Below are 15,272 nucleotides of genomic sequence, written 5' to 3'. Positions count from 1 at the left end.
CCTCGGCTAAATTTCGAAATCGACTAATTACAAGGACTCGCCCATGAAAGCGTTCGGCAAAATCCTGGGTCTGGTACTTCTCGGGCTGTTGCTGATCATTGTGGCACTGGGCTTTGCCCTGACCCACCTCTTCGATCCCAACGACTACAAAGACGAGATTCGCCAGATTGCCCGCGACAAGGCCCACATCGAGCTGACGCTCAATGGCGATATCGGCTGGAGCCTGTTCCCGTGGCTGGGCCTGGAATTGCACGACGCCAGTGTCGCGACCCTGATCAAACCGGCCGAGCCCTTCGCCGACCTGCAAATGCTCGGCCTGTCGGTGCGCGTATTGCCGCTGCTGCGCCGTGAAGTGCAGATGAGCGACGTGCGCGTCGAAGGCCTGAACCTGCGCCTGAATCGCGACAAGGATGGCCACGGCAATTGGGAAGACGTTGGCAAGAAGCCCGTCCCGGCCACTGCCGATTCTTCCACCGCGCCTGCGGCGAACCCCGGTGAGCCGGCCCCGGAAACGACCGCGCAAGCAGAAAAAACAGCGCAACCGATGCGCCTGGATATCGACAGCCTCACCGTCAACAACGCCCGCGTCGAGTACAACGACGAAAAAACCGGCAAGCAGTTCAGCGCCGAAAGCATCCAGCTGAGCACCGGCGCAGTACACGATTCCACCAACATCCCGGTCAAACTCACCGCATTCCTGGGCACCAATCAACCGGTTCTGCGGGTGCGTACGGAACTGAATGGCGAGCTGCGTTTCGAGCGCGCCTTGCAGCGCTACAAATTCGAAGACATGAAACTGTCCGGCGAAGTCGCTGGCGACCCCTTGCAAGGCAAGACCTTGACCTTCGCTGCCCAGGGCCAACTGTTGCTGGACAGGGCGGCCAATGTCGCCGAGTGGACCGGTATCAAAATCTCCGCGAACCAGCTGCGGGCACTGGGCGAACTGAAGGTCAACGACCTCGACAAGACTCCGCAGGTCAACGGCGGCATTTCGATCGCCCAGTTTGACCTGGCAAAATTCGTCGACAGCATCGGCCAGAAACTCCCGGCCATGGCCGAAGGCAGTCTGACCAAGGTCGAGCTGGCCAGTCGGCTGACGGGCACGCCGACCAGCGTGGCATTCGACAACATCAACCTGAAACTCGACGACAGCACCTTCAGCGGTCGCATCGCCGTCGAAGATTTCGCCAAGCAATCGCTGCGCGCAACCCTCAAGGCAGACACCTTCAACGTCGACCGCTACCTGCCGCCCAAATCTGCGGAGGCCAACAGCGCCAAGCAAGTGCGCCAAGCCGAAGTGGCAAGTACCGAAGCCGATGCCATGGCGGGCGCCGGCAGCACCCCGCTGCCGCCATCGCCGACCAAAGAGGCCTGGAGCAACGAACGCCTTTTGCCGGTGGAGCGCCTGAGCAAACTCGATGTGGACGCCGACCTGAGCTTCGGCCTGTTGACCCTGGACAACCTGCCGATTCAAAACGCTGCGCTCAAGGCTACCGGCCAGGGCGGCTTGCTGACCCTGGTGAACCTGAGCGGCAACCTGTACGAAGGCAACTTCAACGCCGCCGGCACCCTCGACCTGCGCCAACAGGTACCGGCGCTGAACCTGCTGACGAAGATCAGCCGCGTCCCGGCAGAGAAGATCCTCGAGAGCCAGGGCAAGAATCCGCCGGTCAAAGGCCTGGTCACGCTCAACAGCAACCTGACCGGCAACGGCAACAGCCAGAAAGCGCTGATCGAAACCCTCAATGGCACCACCAGTTTCGTCATCAACAACGGCGTGCTGCTCAATGCCAACCTCGAGCAACAGCTGTGCAAAGGCATCGCCACGCTCAACCGCAAAACCCTCAGCGGCGAACCACGGGGCAAGGACACGCCCTTCCAGGAGCTCAAAGGCAACCTGACGTTCCGTAACGGCGTGGCCAGCAACCCGGACCTGAAAGTGCGTATTCCGGGCATGACCGTCAACGGCAACGGCGACGTCGATCTGCGAGTCCTGGGTATGGATTACCGCGTCGGCATCGTCGTCGAAGGCGACAAGAGCGACATGCCAGACCCGGCCTGCCAGGTCGGCGAGAAGTTTGTCGGCATCGAATGGCCCCTGCGTTGCCGTGGCCCGCTGGAACTGGGGGCCAAAGCCTGCCGACTGGACAACGAACGCATGGGACAGGTCGCCGCCAAGCTGGCGGGAGAGCGGATCAGCGACAAAATCGATGAGAAGCTGGGCGACAAGGTCAGTCCGGAACTCAAAGACGCACTCAAGGGGCTGTTCAAGCGATGAGAGCCGAGCAGTTTTCAACGGCGGTACTCGACTGGTTCGACCGCCACGGCCGACACGATTTGCCTTGGCAGCAGGACATCAACCCATACCGGGTATGGGTCTCGGAAATCATGCTGCAGCAGACCCAGGTCAGCACTGTGCTGAATTACTTCGACCGCTTCATGGCCTCGTTGCCGACGGTCGAAGCCCTGGCCGCCGCCCCGGAAGACGAAGTACTGCACCTGTGGACGGGCCTGGGTTACTACACCCGTGCACGCAATCTGCAGAAGACCGCGAAGATCGTCGTCGAGCAGTACAGCGGTGAATTTCCCCGAGACGTGGAAAAGCTCACTGATTTGCCGGGCATTGGCCTGTCCACCGCCGGCGCTATCGCCAGCATCAGCATGGGCCTGCGCGCGCCGATCCTCGACGGCAACGTCAAACGCGTGCTGGCGCGCTTTACCGCGCAAGAGGGCTACCCTGGGGAGCCGAAGGTCGCCAAACAGCTCTGGGCCAACGCTGAGCGCTTTACGCCGCATGATCGGGTCAACGCCTACACCCAGGCGATGATGGATCTCGGCGCCACGCTCTGCACCCGCAGCAAGCCGAGCTGCCTGCTCTGTCCGCTGGAGAAAGGCTGTGAAGCGCACATGCTCGGCCTGGAAACCCGCTACCCGATCCCCAAGCCGCGCAAGGCCATCCCACAGAAGCGCACGTTGATGCCGATGCTCGCCAACGGTGACGGCGCGATCCTGCTTTACCGCCGCCCGTCCACGGGCCTGTGGGGCGGCCTCTGGAGCTTGCCGGAACTCGACGACCTCGACGACCTGCAACATCTGGCGTCGCAGCACTCGCTGGAACTGGGCACACAACAAGCACTGCCAAGCCTGGTGCACACCTTCAGCCATTTTCAGTTATCCATCGAACCCTGGCTGGTTCAGGTCCAGGAGTCCGGCCATCACGTGGCCGAGGCCGACTGGCTCTGGTATAACCTCGCCACCCCGCCGCGCCTGGGCCTTGCCGCCCCGGTCAAAACCTTGCTCGAACGCGCGGCCGCCGTATTGAACGCAGGAGAGTCGTCATGACCCGCACCATCATGTGCCGCAAGTACAAAGAAGAATTACCCGCCCTGGAGCGCCCTCCATTTCCGGGCGCCAAGGGCCAGGACATTTTTGACCACGTCTCGGCCAAGGCCTGGGCCGACTGGCAAAAACACCAGACGCTGCTGATCAACGAAAAACGCCTGAACATGATGAACGCCGAAGATCGCAAATATCTTCAGGGCGAGATGGACAAGTACTTCTCCGGCGAGGATTACGCCAAGGCCGAAGGCTACGTGCCGCCGTCGGAATAACCCCGCAAAATCGGGGGTCGGAACGTAAGCGACGGTAATAATTAAATTTTTTTTGAAAACTTGCTTGACGACCCCCTGAAAAACCAGTTTAATGCGCCCCGTTGCCCAGATAGCTCAGTCGGTAGAGCAGGGGATTGAAAATCCCCGTGTCGGCGGTTCGATTCCGTCTCTGGGCACCAAATACCGAAAACCCTGAATCGCAAGATTCAGGGTTTTTTTATGCCTGCGGTTTGATGTCCACCGAAATCGGCCATCACCACAGGCCACAAAAAACCCGCGGCCTCTGAACAGGCATCGCGGGTTTTGTCGTTTCAGAGGTTGAGACTTTCAGTACGCCATCGACCAACCCAACGTGTATGTCCGCCCACGCCCCTGATAGTCATACAGGTATGCCGGTCCATACGTCGGCGCGTAGAACAGCGTCGCCCGCTGCCCCCACACCGTGCTGTATTCCTTGTCCAGCAGGTTCTGGATGCCGGCACTGAAAGTACCGAACCCGGTGTCGCGGCTGCCCAGCAGGTCGAACGTGGTGTAGCCGCTGATCTTGTGGTCGGCGTCGTCTTCCAGGGTGAATGCATGGTTGCCCTGCAGGCGGACGCTGGTGCGGTCGCCTTTCCAGCCAACGAAGGCCGTGGACTTCGATAGCGACGCGTAGCGCGCATCGCGCTTGATCCAGTCACCGTCGGTGCCCTCCTCTTCCGAGCGCACCAGGTGCAAGGTGCTGCCGGCTTCCCAACCGCTGAGGAAATGCCGGGTCAGCGCGCCTTCAAAGCCATAGTCGCGACTCTTCTGGTCGATCACATCGATGGTCAGGGTGGCGCTGTCAGTGGTGATGACTTTGTCGGACCAGATGTAATACAGCGCCGCCTGGGCGTCCCAGTCGCTGTCAGAGTAGCGCCAGCCGGTTTCCACCTGACGACTCTTGATCCCCGCCAAAGGGTTGTCTGCGACGCTCAGGCCCGGCTTGCCGTAAAACTTGGCAGGGTCTGGCAGATCAAAACCCTCGCCGTAGTTGATCCACAGTTGATGCCCGTTCTTGAAGTCGTAGATGGTGCCCAGGTTGTATAGGCTGACCGAGTAATCGTTGCTGCCGCCCTCGACCCCTTTGAATTTGCCGACATCGACGTCCATCTGCTGACGCCTCGCGCCACCGGAAACGGTCAGGTTGTCGGTGGCGTACCAGTCTAGCTGGGCATATCCGGACAGGCCGTCGACGCGATAGCCGGGATAGCGCGGCGCCTTGCTGGCGGTATCCAGGTCCAGTCCGCCACTTTCCGAGGAGAGACGCTGGTCGAAGGTGCTCTGTTGAGCATTGAAGCGCTCGCGATCGAGGTCTACACCGTAGGTGAACTTGAAGGCCTGCCACTCCTTGGCGAACAGCGCCTTGAAGCTGCTGACTTCAAAGTTCTGTTGCGAGGCAGCAAAGTACACCCCTTGGGAGCCGACGGGTCTGCCGGTGTTGTAGTAAGGAAACGGGTAGAAATTGTCATCCTCCTTGCGATAAGACGCCTGGAGGTAGAAGTCCTGCCCCAACACATCGCTGTGGTGGTAGTTGGCGTTGAGCAGCACGCGCTTGGTCCGCGGGTCGAGATCGGTCGAGTAACCGTCGCGTAGTTCGGCGTCTTCCAGGTTCGACGGCTTCTGGTAGTTCAGGTTGGGAAAATAAATGCCGGTGTCGCCGTTGTTGCCGGAGTCGTAGTACTGCGCCAACAGGTCCAGGCTTTGTTCGTCATTGAATTGCAGGGCCAGGCTGCCCATCACGTCGATGGTGCGGTTGTATTGCAGGTCGGTCTGGGTGTTGTCGATGAAGATCTGGTCGCCGGCACCGTCGTAGAACGCCTGGTTCTGCTCACCCGAGATACCAAGCCGACCGCTGATGCGCTCGTTGCCGCCACTGACCGATTGTGCGATACGCGTCGCCAGGTCATCGCTGTTGTTGAAACCGCTGCTGGCGCCGAGCTGCGTTTCAAACTGTGCAGGCCCCGGCGCCCCCTTTTTGGTGACGATGTTGATGATCCCGCCCGTCGCGCCGCCGCCGTAGATGGCGCTGGCCCCGGACAACACTTCGACCCGTTCGACGTTGAACGGCGAGATGCTGTCGAACTGGCGCGACAAGCCGCGGGAGCTGTTCTGGCTGACGCCGTCGATCATCACCAGCACGTTGCGTCCGCGCATGTTCTGGCCGTAATTGGTACGCCCTTCCGGTGCGAGGTCGAGGCCCGGCACCAGTTTGCCGATCGCCTCCTTGAGGCTGACGCCGGTTTGCAACTGCTCGCGCAACCGGGTTTGGTCGACCACCCAGACCGTGCCGGGGATTTCACTGATGGACGTGCTGGTACGCGATGCGACGCTGACTTCGATCGGCTTGAGGGTCATGGTCGTCGGCGCCTCCGCACGCCGCAGGATGACCGTACGCGCGTCACTGAACGCCCAACTCATGCCACTGCCCGCCAGCAGCGTCTGCAAGGCCTCAGCGACGGTATGCTGGCCACTCAGTGCGTCGGCCTGCAAGCCCTCGACATCGGCGGTGGTGTAAAGCAGCCGCAGGCCCGCCTGGTCGGCGAAAGCGGTCAGCGATTGATCCAGCGACTGGGTCGGTAGCGACAACGACACTCGACGCTCCTGAGCCTCGACCGCTTGCGCCGTGCTTAACGTCTGCGCCAGCACCAGTGCCGGGCCGAGCAAACACGTCATGATGGCCTGGGCCAACAGCGTCTGACGCACGATGTGTTTGCCGTGGTTGCTACGCGCCTGTGCCGACTGCTTGAACATACCTTTCACGTCTACCTTCCCGCCCCGATGAATACGTCAATGAGAATGATTTTCTTCTCAGTCTCACTACGACGATTCGCCAGGGAGGAACTTGCAGTCGGTTGGTGAAAATATTTTCAGGTCAGTGCAAAACCGCCAGCCACGGCAAGTAAGTGACCTTCAGTGGGTAGCGCTGCTCAAGCGTTCGCAGCGAGCCCTGGGGGTCGTTGAGCTCAAATACGCCGCTGACCGGCAGCGCTGCCAATTCGCGGTCGGAGATCACAATCTTCCCGTGCTGATAACGCTCCAGCTCACCCATCACCTCAGCCAGCGGACGGCCGTTGAAGATCAGCTTGCCGCGCTGCCAGGCCGTCAAACTTGCCGCATCGACCTTCTGCTGGGCCAGCAACGGTTGCCCCGATTGATAGGCCAGACGCTGATCAGCCTGCACCACCACCGGTTGATGGGAACCCTTGAGCTGCACCTGACCGGCGCTGACGACCAGTGTCAGCGCATCGCCGTCTCGACGAACGCTGAACACAGCGTTGCCAGCCTGCATTTGCTCGTCACCGCTGCGCACCACAAACGGCCGCGCATCGGTAGCCGGCTCGAACAACGCCTCACCCGCGCGCAGGATGACCGTGCGCTCATCGGCGGAAAATACCACCGACACCGCGCTGGCACTGTTGAGGATGATCTTGCTGCCATCGGCCAGCGTCACGATCTGCTGCTGGCCGACGCTGGTGTGATAATCGGAGTTGAGCATCGGCCATTGCTGCCATCCCGCCAAACCAGCGACCGCGAGCACCACTGACGCCGCCAGGGCGGGCCACCAGGTCTTGAGGCGGCGGCCAGCAGGCGGCGCTGCCTTGAACTGTTTGGCCGTCGGCGTATGCCCGAGCATCGCCCACAGCGCTTGAGCCTCATCGGCCACCACCTGGTGCTCGGCGCTCAAGGATCGCCAATGCTGGTAAGCACGCTGATCGTCAGCGGTAGCCTTCCCCGAATTGAGCAGCACCACCCAATCGAGTGCGGTGTCTTCAAGGCTTTGCGAAGGTTCGGTCATGGCGGCATCGTGGCTGGAAAGGGAAGGATTACGCATGGTTGTTTTTCAACCAGTCGCGGCAATGACGCAGGGCCTGGCCGATGTATTTTGCCACCATGCTTTCGGAGACGCCCAGTTCGATGGCGATCTGCGCCTGGGTCAAGCCTTCCAGGCGATTGAGCAACAAGGCCTGGCGCGCGTTCGGCGACAGTTGCTGCAAGGCATCGTCGAGAATCCCCAAGCGCTCCTTGGCCAGGAACACCGCTTCTGGCGGCGGTGCCGGATCGACCGCCTCGACATACTCCTGACTGTCCGCAACATTGCCGCTCAAGCGTTGTTCCCGACGCAACGTATCGATCGCCAGATTCCCCGCCACGCGGAAGATGAAGCTGCGATCATTGAGCACCGCCACCGACTCATCGACATTCAACAACTTCAGATAAGTTTCCTGCGCAACATCGGCCGCACGCTGACGGTCACTCATGCGCCGGGTGAGGAAGCTGAGCAAATCGTCGTAATGTTCCTGGAAACTCAGCAGCAGGCTGGGCGTTGGCGGCATCGAGGGACAAATCCGGGGGTGAATTGAGCGAGACGATGGAATCTGTTCGCAGGCGTTAATGAGAAACAGTATCTTTCATTGGCCTGGGAACTTTCAACGCCACGATCTGTAGGACACAAACGAAAAACCCTGAATCGCAAGATCCAGGGCTGATTTTCGCTCCATGGTTTAGAGCCTCTGGTCAACTTGCATCATTCCAGTGGAAAACCAGATTGCGAGGCGCACCGCTGCCGACATCGGCAGTGTCTTGCCGTGACTGCCCGTTGCGCGTGGCAATGACGATGTACTTGCCGGCAGGCAATTGCACATAAACCAGCGGACCGGCTTCATTGAGCGTCAGCACAGTTTCCCCGGGCTTTTTCTGGATAACGACATTTACGTCTGGCGTGTATTCATCTCCCGTACCGACAGAGAACGTCATGTGCAGGTTATAACCCGTCGTCTGCTGGATGGCCTTTGCTTCATCCTCGCCGATCCCTCCGGAAAGGTAGGTGATGCCGTTTTGTTCCTGCCGCTGAACCTGCACGCCTGAGCTATCGATAGGCTCAAGGCTCGCGGCGGGCGATAGGGCAGGAAGCAGCAAAATGCTGACGGCGGCGAGGGACAACATGAATGAATGGGTGGTTTTCATGATGGCGACTCCCGGGTTCTGTTGAACCCAATCGTTACCTACTTTGGATTTCCTCCCGGCGGGAGGGGTTTTAGATTCATTTGGCCTTTGGGTGAGTACGAAACGTACTACGTCATTTGTCCCTTAAACTCTTCCGCCATCAGATACGTCCTGCCAGCGCAGTCCGTATTTCGTGCCTGTTTCGCAGTAATGCCCGGCATCTTCCCGTGGCATTCACTTGTCATTCTCTTGCGCCTGTTCAACCTGCTGCGGAAGACCTGATGACGGACCTCGCACCCAATGACACTCAAGACCCAAAACTTGCATCGCTGCCAGGTAACCTGGGGGAATTGAGGGCTTTGACGAGACAAACCTGCGAAAAATGCGCCAGTTTTATCAAGTGTTTCCAATTCGCGACGCACTGCGTCTCGAATTGAGCTGGACTCACTACCGTCGCCTGCTTCGAGTCGACAACGACAGCGCTCGTCTCTGGTACATGAACGAATCCGCCAGCCAAAACTGGTCAAGCCGTGCCCTGGAACGCCAGATCAATACGCTGTACTACGAGCGCCTCCTGGCCAGTCGAGATCGCGGCGCGCTCAAACAGGAAGCGGCCACCAACATCCAGCAAATAAAGGCCAGTCCTCGAGATTTCGTTCGGAACCCCGTGATACTGGAGTTTCTTGGTTTGCCTAACGCAGGCAACCTTCAGGAAAGCGAAATCGAACAAGCGCTGATCGAACAACTGCAAGGCTTCTTGCTGGAGCTGGGAAAAGGCTTCGCATTTATTGCCCGTCAGCAACGCATCAGTACCGACAGCAAAGACTTCTACATTGATCTGGTGTTCTACAACTACCTGCTCAAGTGCTTCATCATCTTCGATATCAAGCGCGGCGAACTGATCCATCAGGATGTGGGGCAGATGGACATGTACGTGCGCATGTATGACGACCTCAAGCGCGGCGAGGAAGACGGGCCCACCGTCGGCATCATCCTCTGTGCGCAAAACGATGAATCCGTGGTGCGCTACTCAGTGCTTGAAGGCAACGAGCAGCTGTTCGCCAGTAAATACAAGCTTGTCCTGCCGAGTGAGGAGGAACTGCGCAATGGGCTGGATCGGGAGCGAGCGGCACTTGAAGAGCGATTGACTCATCGACAACTGCGTTGAGGCGAATGGATTGTCCATCAACGGCATCAAGACTATCGTTGGCAACTTACCCGCAAAGGTCTGAAGCCGATGAGTTTGCAGGAAACGCCGCCACTGGCCCCCACCCACATCGAGTTGACGCTACCGATTCCCGAACCCGGCAAGTCGTTCAAGGAAGCGGCACCGGATGGCTTCATCCTTGGTGGCTTCACCTGGCGCCACACCGCTCAAGACATTGCCCGCCCGGTCGTGATCATCAACGCCGCCACCTCAGTCCGTTGCCGCCATTACTCGCGCTTCGCCGACTACCTGTTCGCCAACGGTTTCGACGTCATCACCTATGACTACCGCGGTATCGGCGAATCGCGTGCGGGATCTCTAAAAGGGCTTGAGGCTTCATGGAGCGATTGGGGAGCGCTGGACTTCGAGGCGATGCTCAAGCGCGCACAGCGGGAGTTTGCGGGGCAGCCTGTGGATGTCGTCGGTCACAGCTTTGGCGGCTGTGCGGCGGGCCTGGGAGCATCCGGGCATCTGATCCGTCGCCTGGTGACCGTCGGCGCGCAATTCGCCTACTGGCGCGACTACGCGCCCGCCCATCGTTGGCGGATGTTCGGCAAATGGCATGTGCTGATGCCGCTGGTGACAAGGGTTTGCGGCTACTTCCCCGGCAAGCGTCTCGGCTGGCTGGAAGACACACCGGCTGGTGTCGTTCGAGACTGGAGTACGCCGACCGATCGATACGAGAAGCGCCCCAGCGGCCGCGTGCTCCACGCAACCGTCGGTCGCCTGCCCTTCGCTGCCGTGACCGCGCAAATCCTCGCCATCAGCATCAGCGACGATCCCTACGGCACGATTCCGGCCATCGAACGCTTGCTGAGCTACTTCACCGGCAGCTCAAACACCCACTTGCGCATCGCTCCTGAAGACATCGGCGAACAAGAAGTCGGACATTTCGCCTTTTTTCGCAGCGCATACCAAGCCACACTATGGCCCATTGCACTGTCCTGGCTGCAAAACGGCGAACTGGCCCCCGACACACCCGGGCGGACAGTACCGCGCAGCTGAGCCACCTGCCCTTTTTCACGAATTACGGAACGACGCCCATGGCCTCCGCCAGCAAACAGCAAAAACGCGCCTCACGCGCCAAGGCCAAGGCCAAGCAGAACCGCACCCAGCGGGCCGCTGCGCCGGTCGAACTGGACCCGAACGACGACCGCATCGATTTCGAATCGGTGGACCTGACCGAGCTGTTCAAGAAAATGATCGACGCCGAAAAGACCAGCCAGCAAGCCCTGTGCACGGCCTTCCTCGAAGACCCGTTGCTGGAACTGGTGTACGAACAGGAAGGCGAAGAAGGCGCGATGGACTTCATCCTTGCCGCACTGATCGAGTATCGCCAATGGTCCACCGAAACCGACGAGGCCGGCGCCCTGGCGTGGATCGAATCACCGGCCTTCCAGGCCGACTACGTGGCGGCGTCCGACGCCATTGCCGCGCAAACCCAACAGAAACCGAACTGAGTTCCCATGGCCTCCCTGAACAAGCAACAGAAACGCGCCAAGCGCGCAAAAGCCAAAGCCAAGCAGATCAACATCCACGGCAGAAAACCTGTCGAGCTGGACGATGACCTTGGCCACCTTGCCGAGCCGATCCCGGAATACACCTTGGCAATGTTCAGCAAAATGCACGACGCCGAAGCCGTCAGCCGCAGCGAAATGCTCTCGGTGTTGCTGACAAATCTCGCCTTTATCATCATCGACCATCCAGAACTGCTGGACATGGAAAACGCCGACGACGAAGGCATGGCCGCCACCCACCTGGCCGCCGACATGCTGATCGACTACCGCATGTGGGCCGATGGCATGGATCGCGAGAGCGCCCAGGCATGGCTGAGTGAGCCGCAGTTCATCGCCGATTTCAGCGCTGCACTGGATGTCTACCGCGAGTCGCTGGAAGCGCCGCAAGAAAAAGCCGAGTAAAGGTCACGCCCCAAACAAAAACGGCCGCTCGTCATCACTGACAGCGGCCGTTTTCATTACGCGGTGCGAATCAGTTCAGCACGACCGCGCCACGTTTCTCCAGTTTGCGACGGCGTGATACCAGCAAGCCGGCAGCGACAACCATCAGGCTCAGCAGACCGGTCGCGAGGATTTCCACACGGTGGGCATCCTGGAACAACATGATGGTCAGGGCCGCAACGATGAATACGATCACCGCGTAGGTCAGCCCCGGGAACAACCACATGCTGAAGACGATTTTCTCACCGCGAGCCATACGCTGCTTGCGCATACGCAGCTGCGAGATCGCAATCACCAGGTACACCAGCAGCGCAATGGCGCCAGAACTGGCCAGCAGGAATTCGAACACTGCCGCCGGGGCCACGTAGTTGGCGAAGGTCGCCAGGAACGCTGCGCCAGTGGACATCATCACCGCCCAGTAAGGCGTGCCGCTTTTGTTGGTGCGCGTGGACACCGCCGGCGCATCGCCACGCTTGCCCAGGGAAAACAGCATGCGCGACGAGGTGTAGAGCGCCGAGTTCAAGCAGCTGGTCACAGCAACCAGTACCACAATGTCGACGATCATCTTGGCGTTTGGAATGCCCATGCGGTCAAGCACAGTCTGGTAGGAGCCGACGCTGGCCAGAATCGGGTCGTTCCATGGCACCAGAGCCACAACGATGAAGATCGATACGAGGTAGAACAAGCCGATCCGCCAGATCACCGAATTGGTGGCCTTGGAGATTTGCTTGCCCGGATCTTTCGATTCCGCGGCCGCGATGGTCACGATCTCGGTGCCCATGAAGGAGAACATGGTGGTCAGGATCGCGCCCAACACTGCGCCCATGCCGTTTGGCAGGAAGCCTTGGGTGTCAAACAGGTGCGAAACACCGCTGACCTGACTGTTCGGCATGAAGCCGAAGATCGCCATGATGCCCAGAACAATGAAACCGATGATGGCCAACACTTTGATCAAGGCGAACCAGAACTCAAACTCACCGTAGTTCTTCACACTGAAAAGGTTGGTCACCGTCAGCAGCATCGTGATGACCAGGGCGAAGGCCCAGATGTCTACACCCGGGAACCAGGCATGCAGGATGGTCGCAGCGGCGTTGGCTTCCAGCGGGATCACCAGAACCCAGAACCACCAGTACAACCAGCCGATGGTGAAACCGGCCCAGTGACCGATCGAGCGGTCGGCGTAAGTCGAAAACGAACCAGTGTCCGGCGAGGCAACGGCCATTTCGCCGAGCATGCGCATCACCAATACCACCAACATACCGGCGGCGGCGTACGCCAACAGAACAGCCGGACCGGCAGCAGCGATGGCGTGACCCGAGCCGACGAACAGGCCGGCGCCGATAACGCCGGCAATCGACAGCATGGTCACGTGGCGCGGTTTGAGCCCCTGTTCGAGGCCATTAGAGCTTTGGGTACTGCTCATTAAAACTACCTTTGTAAGGAGAAGCGAATGCATGCATCCCGTTTAGTGATCCTTCTCGTAAAAAGAAACCAACGGGGCGTTCCGGATTCTGCACGCAATAATTGCGCCAAAATATTTCAAATCCTTCTAACCCGGCGATTACAACCAGACCGGACAGTCATCGCAAGCCATTGAATTTAATGGCACTTCGCCAGAACGTTACTCTGCGACTCACTTTGTGTGGTGAATCAGCGCACCGGAAACACACCTGAAAATGGCTTCGCGCACATTAAAAGTGCACAAGCGGTGCATTTGGCCGGATAGCGCTTCCAACACCCTGTCAAAGCTGGCAACATCGCGCCTTTTTTTGCGGCAGCCACCGCGCTTTTTATCGACAGACAAGGTTCAAACGGCTGTTCGGTTGTTAATGGGGCGACAGTCTGCTGCGCCGATGCGACAACCTGCCACACACCAGCCATTTACCGTCCTTAGTGCTGTTGGCTGCCATTGAAACGCTATGCTAGGTTGGCCGCCTCGCCAGGAAGGCCGCCAAACAGCAGGAGCGCAACATATATGAGGAACGCACATGGCTGAGGCCACGCCCGCGCTTGAAATCCGCAACTTGCACAAACGCTACGGTTCGCTGGAGGTGCTCAAAGGCATCTCGCTGACCGCCCGCGACGGCGACGTGATCTCGATCCTGGGTTCTTCCGGTTCCGGCAAGTCCACGTTCCTGCGTTGCATCAACCTGCTGGAAAACCCGCATCAGGGCCAGATCCTGGTGGCCGGCGAAGAACTCAAGCTCAAAGCCGCGAAAAACGGCGAACTGGTTGCCGCTGACGGCAAGCAGATCAATCGCCTGCGCAGCGAAATCGGTTTTGTGTTTCAAAACTTTAACCTGTGGCCGCACATGAGCGTGCTCGACAACATCATCGAGGCGCCGCGCCGCGTGCTTGGCCAGAGCAAGGCCGAAGCCATCGAAGTCGCCGAAGCCCTGCTGGCCAAGGTCGGCATCGCCGACAAGCGCCACGCCTACCCGGCGCAATTGTCCGGTGGCCAGCAGCAACGCGCGGCCATCGCCCGCACGCTGGCCATGCAGCCCAAGGTCATCCTGTTCGACGAGCCCACCTCCGCGCTTGACCCGGAAATGGTCCAGGAAGTACTTAATGTCATCCGCGCACTGGCCGAGGAAGGCCGCACCATGTTGCTCGTGACCCACGAAATGGGCTTCGCCCGTCAGGTCTCCAGCGAAGTGGTGTTCCTTCACCAAGGCCTGGTAGAAGAGCAAGGATCGCCACAGCAGGTGTTTGAAAACCCGCTTTCGGCGCGCTGCAAACAATTCATGTCCAGCAACCGCTAACGGAGCTACCCGCATGCAGAACTACAAAAAGGTCTTCCTGGCTGCCGCCGTCACCCTGGCCTTCAGCGCCGGGGCCATGGCTGAAACGCTGAAGATGGGCATCGAAGCGGCCTACCCGCCGTTCAACAACAAGGATGCCAGCGGCAACGTCGTCGGCTTCGACAAGGAAATCGGCGACGCCCTGTGCGCCAAGATGAAAGTCGAGTGCACCGTGGTCACCTCCGACTGGGATGGCATCATCCCGGCCCTGAACGCCAAGAAGTTCGACTTCCTGATCTCCTCGATGTCGATCACCGACGAGCGCAAGCAAGCGGTGGACTTCACCGACCCGTACTACTCCAACAAGCTGCAATTCATCGCGCCGAAAAACGTCGACTTCAAAACCGATAAAGCAGCGCTCAAAGGCAAGATCATCGGTGCCCAGCGCGCGACCCTGGCCGGTACCTTCCTTGAAGACACCTATGGTAACGACATCACCATCAAGCTGTACGACACCCAGGAAAACGCCTACCTCGACCTGACTTCCGGTCGTCTGGACGGCATCCTGGCTGACAAGTACGTCAACTACGAGTGGCTGAAAAGCGACGCCGGCCGTTCCTACGAATTCAAGGGCGATCCCGTGGAAGAAAGCGACAAGATCGGTATTGCTGTACGTAAAGGCGACCCGATCCGCGCCAAACTCAACGATGCGCTGAAAGAAATCGTCGCTGACGGCACCTACAAGAAGATCAACGACAAGTACTTCCCGTTCAGCATCTATTGATCCTGA

General features: G+C 59.4%; 13 protein-coding genes, 1 tRNA gene and 2 pseudogenes. 10 read left to right on the top strand and 6 right to left on the bottom strand.

The window, feature by feature from the left end:
• Window positions 1-43 precede the first annotated feature (43 nt).
• From AD668_RS00655 to AD668_RS00640, 4 genes are all read left to right on the top strand, one after another.
• A complete protein-coding gene (locus tag AD668_RS00655; RefSeq protein ID WP_053153144.1) occupies window positions 44-2,278 on the top strand; it encodes an AsmA family protein in 2,235 nt (744 codons plus the stop codon).
• A complete protein-coding gene (gene mutY / locus AD668_RS00650; RefSeq protein WP_053153141.1) occupies window positions 2,275-3,342 on the top strand; it encodes an A/G-specific adenine glycosylase in 1,068 nt (355 codons plus the stop codon). Before AD668_RS00655 ends, mutY begins: the two co-directional genes overlap by 4 nt.
• Complete coding sequence (locus tag AD668_RS00645; protein WP_053153138.1) at window positions 3,339-3,611, top strand: oxidative damage protection protein; 273 nt, start codon at window positions 3,339-3,341, stop codon at window positions 3,609-3,611. The genes mutY and AD668_RS00645 overlap by 4 nt, the downstream gene beginning before the upstream one ends.
• A gap of 103 nt (window positions 3,612-3,714) precedes the next feature.
• Window positions 3,715-3,790, top strand: a tRNA-Phe gene (locus tag AD668_RS00640).
• A gap of 148 nt (window positions 3,791-3,938) precedes the next feature.
• Here the strand turns inward: AD668_RS00640 and AD668_RS00635 are convergent.
• From AD668_RS00635 to AD668_RS00620, 4 genes and pseudogenes are all read right to left on the bottom strand, one after another.
• A complete protein-coding gene (locus tag AD668_RS00635) occupies window positions 3,939-6,383 on the bottom strand; it encodes a TonB-dependent receptor (RefSeq protein ID WP_053153135.1) in 2,445 nt (814 codons plus the stop codon).
• Between the two features lie 121 nt (window positions 6,384-6,504).
• Entirely contained in the window at window positions 6,505-7,464 is a 960-nt protein-coding gene (locus tag AD668_RS00630; protein ID WP_053153132.1) for a FecR family protein, read from the bottom strand.
• Window positions 7,465-7,966: pseudogene (locus tag AD668_RS00625) on the bottom strand (sigma-70 family RNA polymerase sigma factor); the annotation flags it as partial.
• A gap of 181 nt (window positions 7,967-8,147) precedes the next feature.
• Window positions 8,148-8,597 carry a hypothetical protein gene (locus AD668_RS00620; RefSeq protein WP_053153127.1) on the bottom strand — a complete coding sequence of 150 codons (450 nt, stop codon included), beginning with the start codon at window positions 8,595-8,597 and terminating at the stop codon, window positions 8,148-8,150.
• Window positions 8,598-8,928: 331 nt separating this feature from the next.
• Between AD668_RS00620 and AD668_RS00615 the strand changes: the two are divergent.
• The 4 genes and pseudogenes from AD668_RS00615 to AD668_RS00600 all read left to right on the top strand — a co-directional run.
• Window positions 8,929-9,744, top strand: a pseudogene (locus tag AD668_RS00615) (YhcG family protein); the annotation flags it as partial.
• A gap of 69 nt (window positions 9,745-9,813) precedes the next feature.
• Complete coding sequence (locus tag AD668_RS00610; protein WP_053153124.1) at window positions 9,814-10,788, top strand: alpha/beta fold hydrolase; 975 nt, start codon at window positions 9,814-9,816, stop codon at window positions 10,786-10,788.
• Window positions 10,789-10,826: 38 nt separating this feature from the next.
• On the top strand, window positions 10,827-11,243 hold the full coding sequence (locus AD668_RS00605; protein WP_053153121.1) for a hypothetical protein: 417 nt from the start codon (window positions 10,827-10,829) through the stop codon (window positions 11,241-11,243).
• Between the two features lie 6 nt (window positions 11,244-11,249).
• A complete protein-coding gene (locus tag AD668_RS00600; protein ID WP_053153118.1) occupies window positions 11,250-11,702 on the top strand; it encodes a hypothetical protein in 453 nt (150 codons plus the stop codon).
• Window positions 11,703-11,772: 70 nt separating this feature from the next.
• Here the strand turns inward: AD668_RS00600 and gabP are convergent, their stop codons facing one another.
• The gene (gene gabP / locus AD668_RS00595; RefSeq protein WP_053153109.1) at window positions 11,773-13,164 is read right to left on the bottom strand and encodes a GABA permease; all 1,392 of its coding nucleotides are present in this window, start codon (window positions 13,162-13,164) and stop codon (window positions 11,773-11,775) included.
• A 227-nt stretch (window positions 13,165-13,391) separates the two neighbouring features.
• Window positions 13,392-13,622, bottom strand: coding sequence for a hypothetical protein (locus AD668_RS29360; protein WP_156322293.1), 231 nt, complete (start codon window positions 13,620-13,622; stop codon window positions 13,392-13,394).
• A gap of 107 nt (window positions 13,623-13,729) precedes the next feature.
• Between AD668_RS29360 and AD668_RS00590 the strand changes: the two genes are divergently transcribed.
• On the top strand, window positions 13,730-14,503 hold the full coding sequence (locus AD668_RS00590; protein WP_007972784.1) for an ABC transporter ATP-binding protein: 774 nt from the start codon (window positions 13,730-13,732) through the stop codon (window positions 14,501-14,503).
• Window positions 14,504-14,516: 13 nt separating this feature from the next.
• A complete protein-coding gene (locus AD668_RS00585) occupies window positions 14,517-15,266 on the top strand; it encodes an ABC transporter substrate-binding protein (protein WP_053153106.1) in 750 nt (249 codons plus the stop codon).
• The last annotated feature ends 6 nt before the right edge of the window (window positions 15,267-15,272 follow it).

The sequence above is a fragment of the Pseudomonas sp. P1.8 genome, assembly GCF_001269805.1.
GTDB lineage: Bacteria > Pseudomonadota > Gammaproteobacteria > Pseudomonadales > Pseudomonadaceae > Aquipseudomonas.
This window is presented reverse-complemented; position numbering and strand designations above follow the sequence as displayed.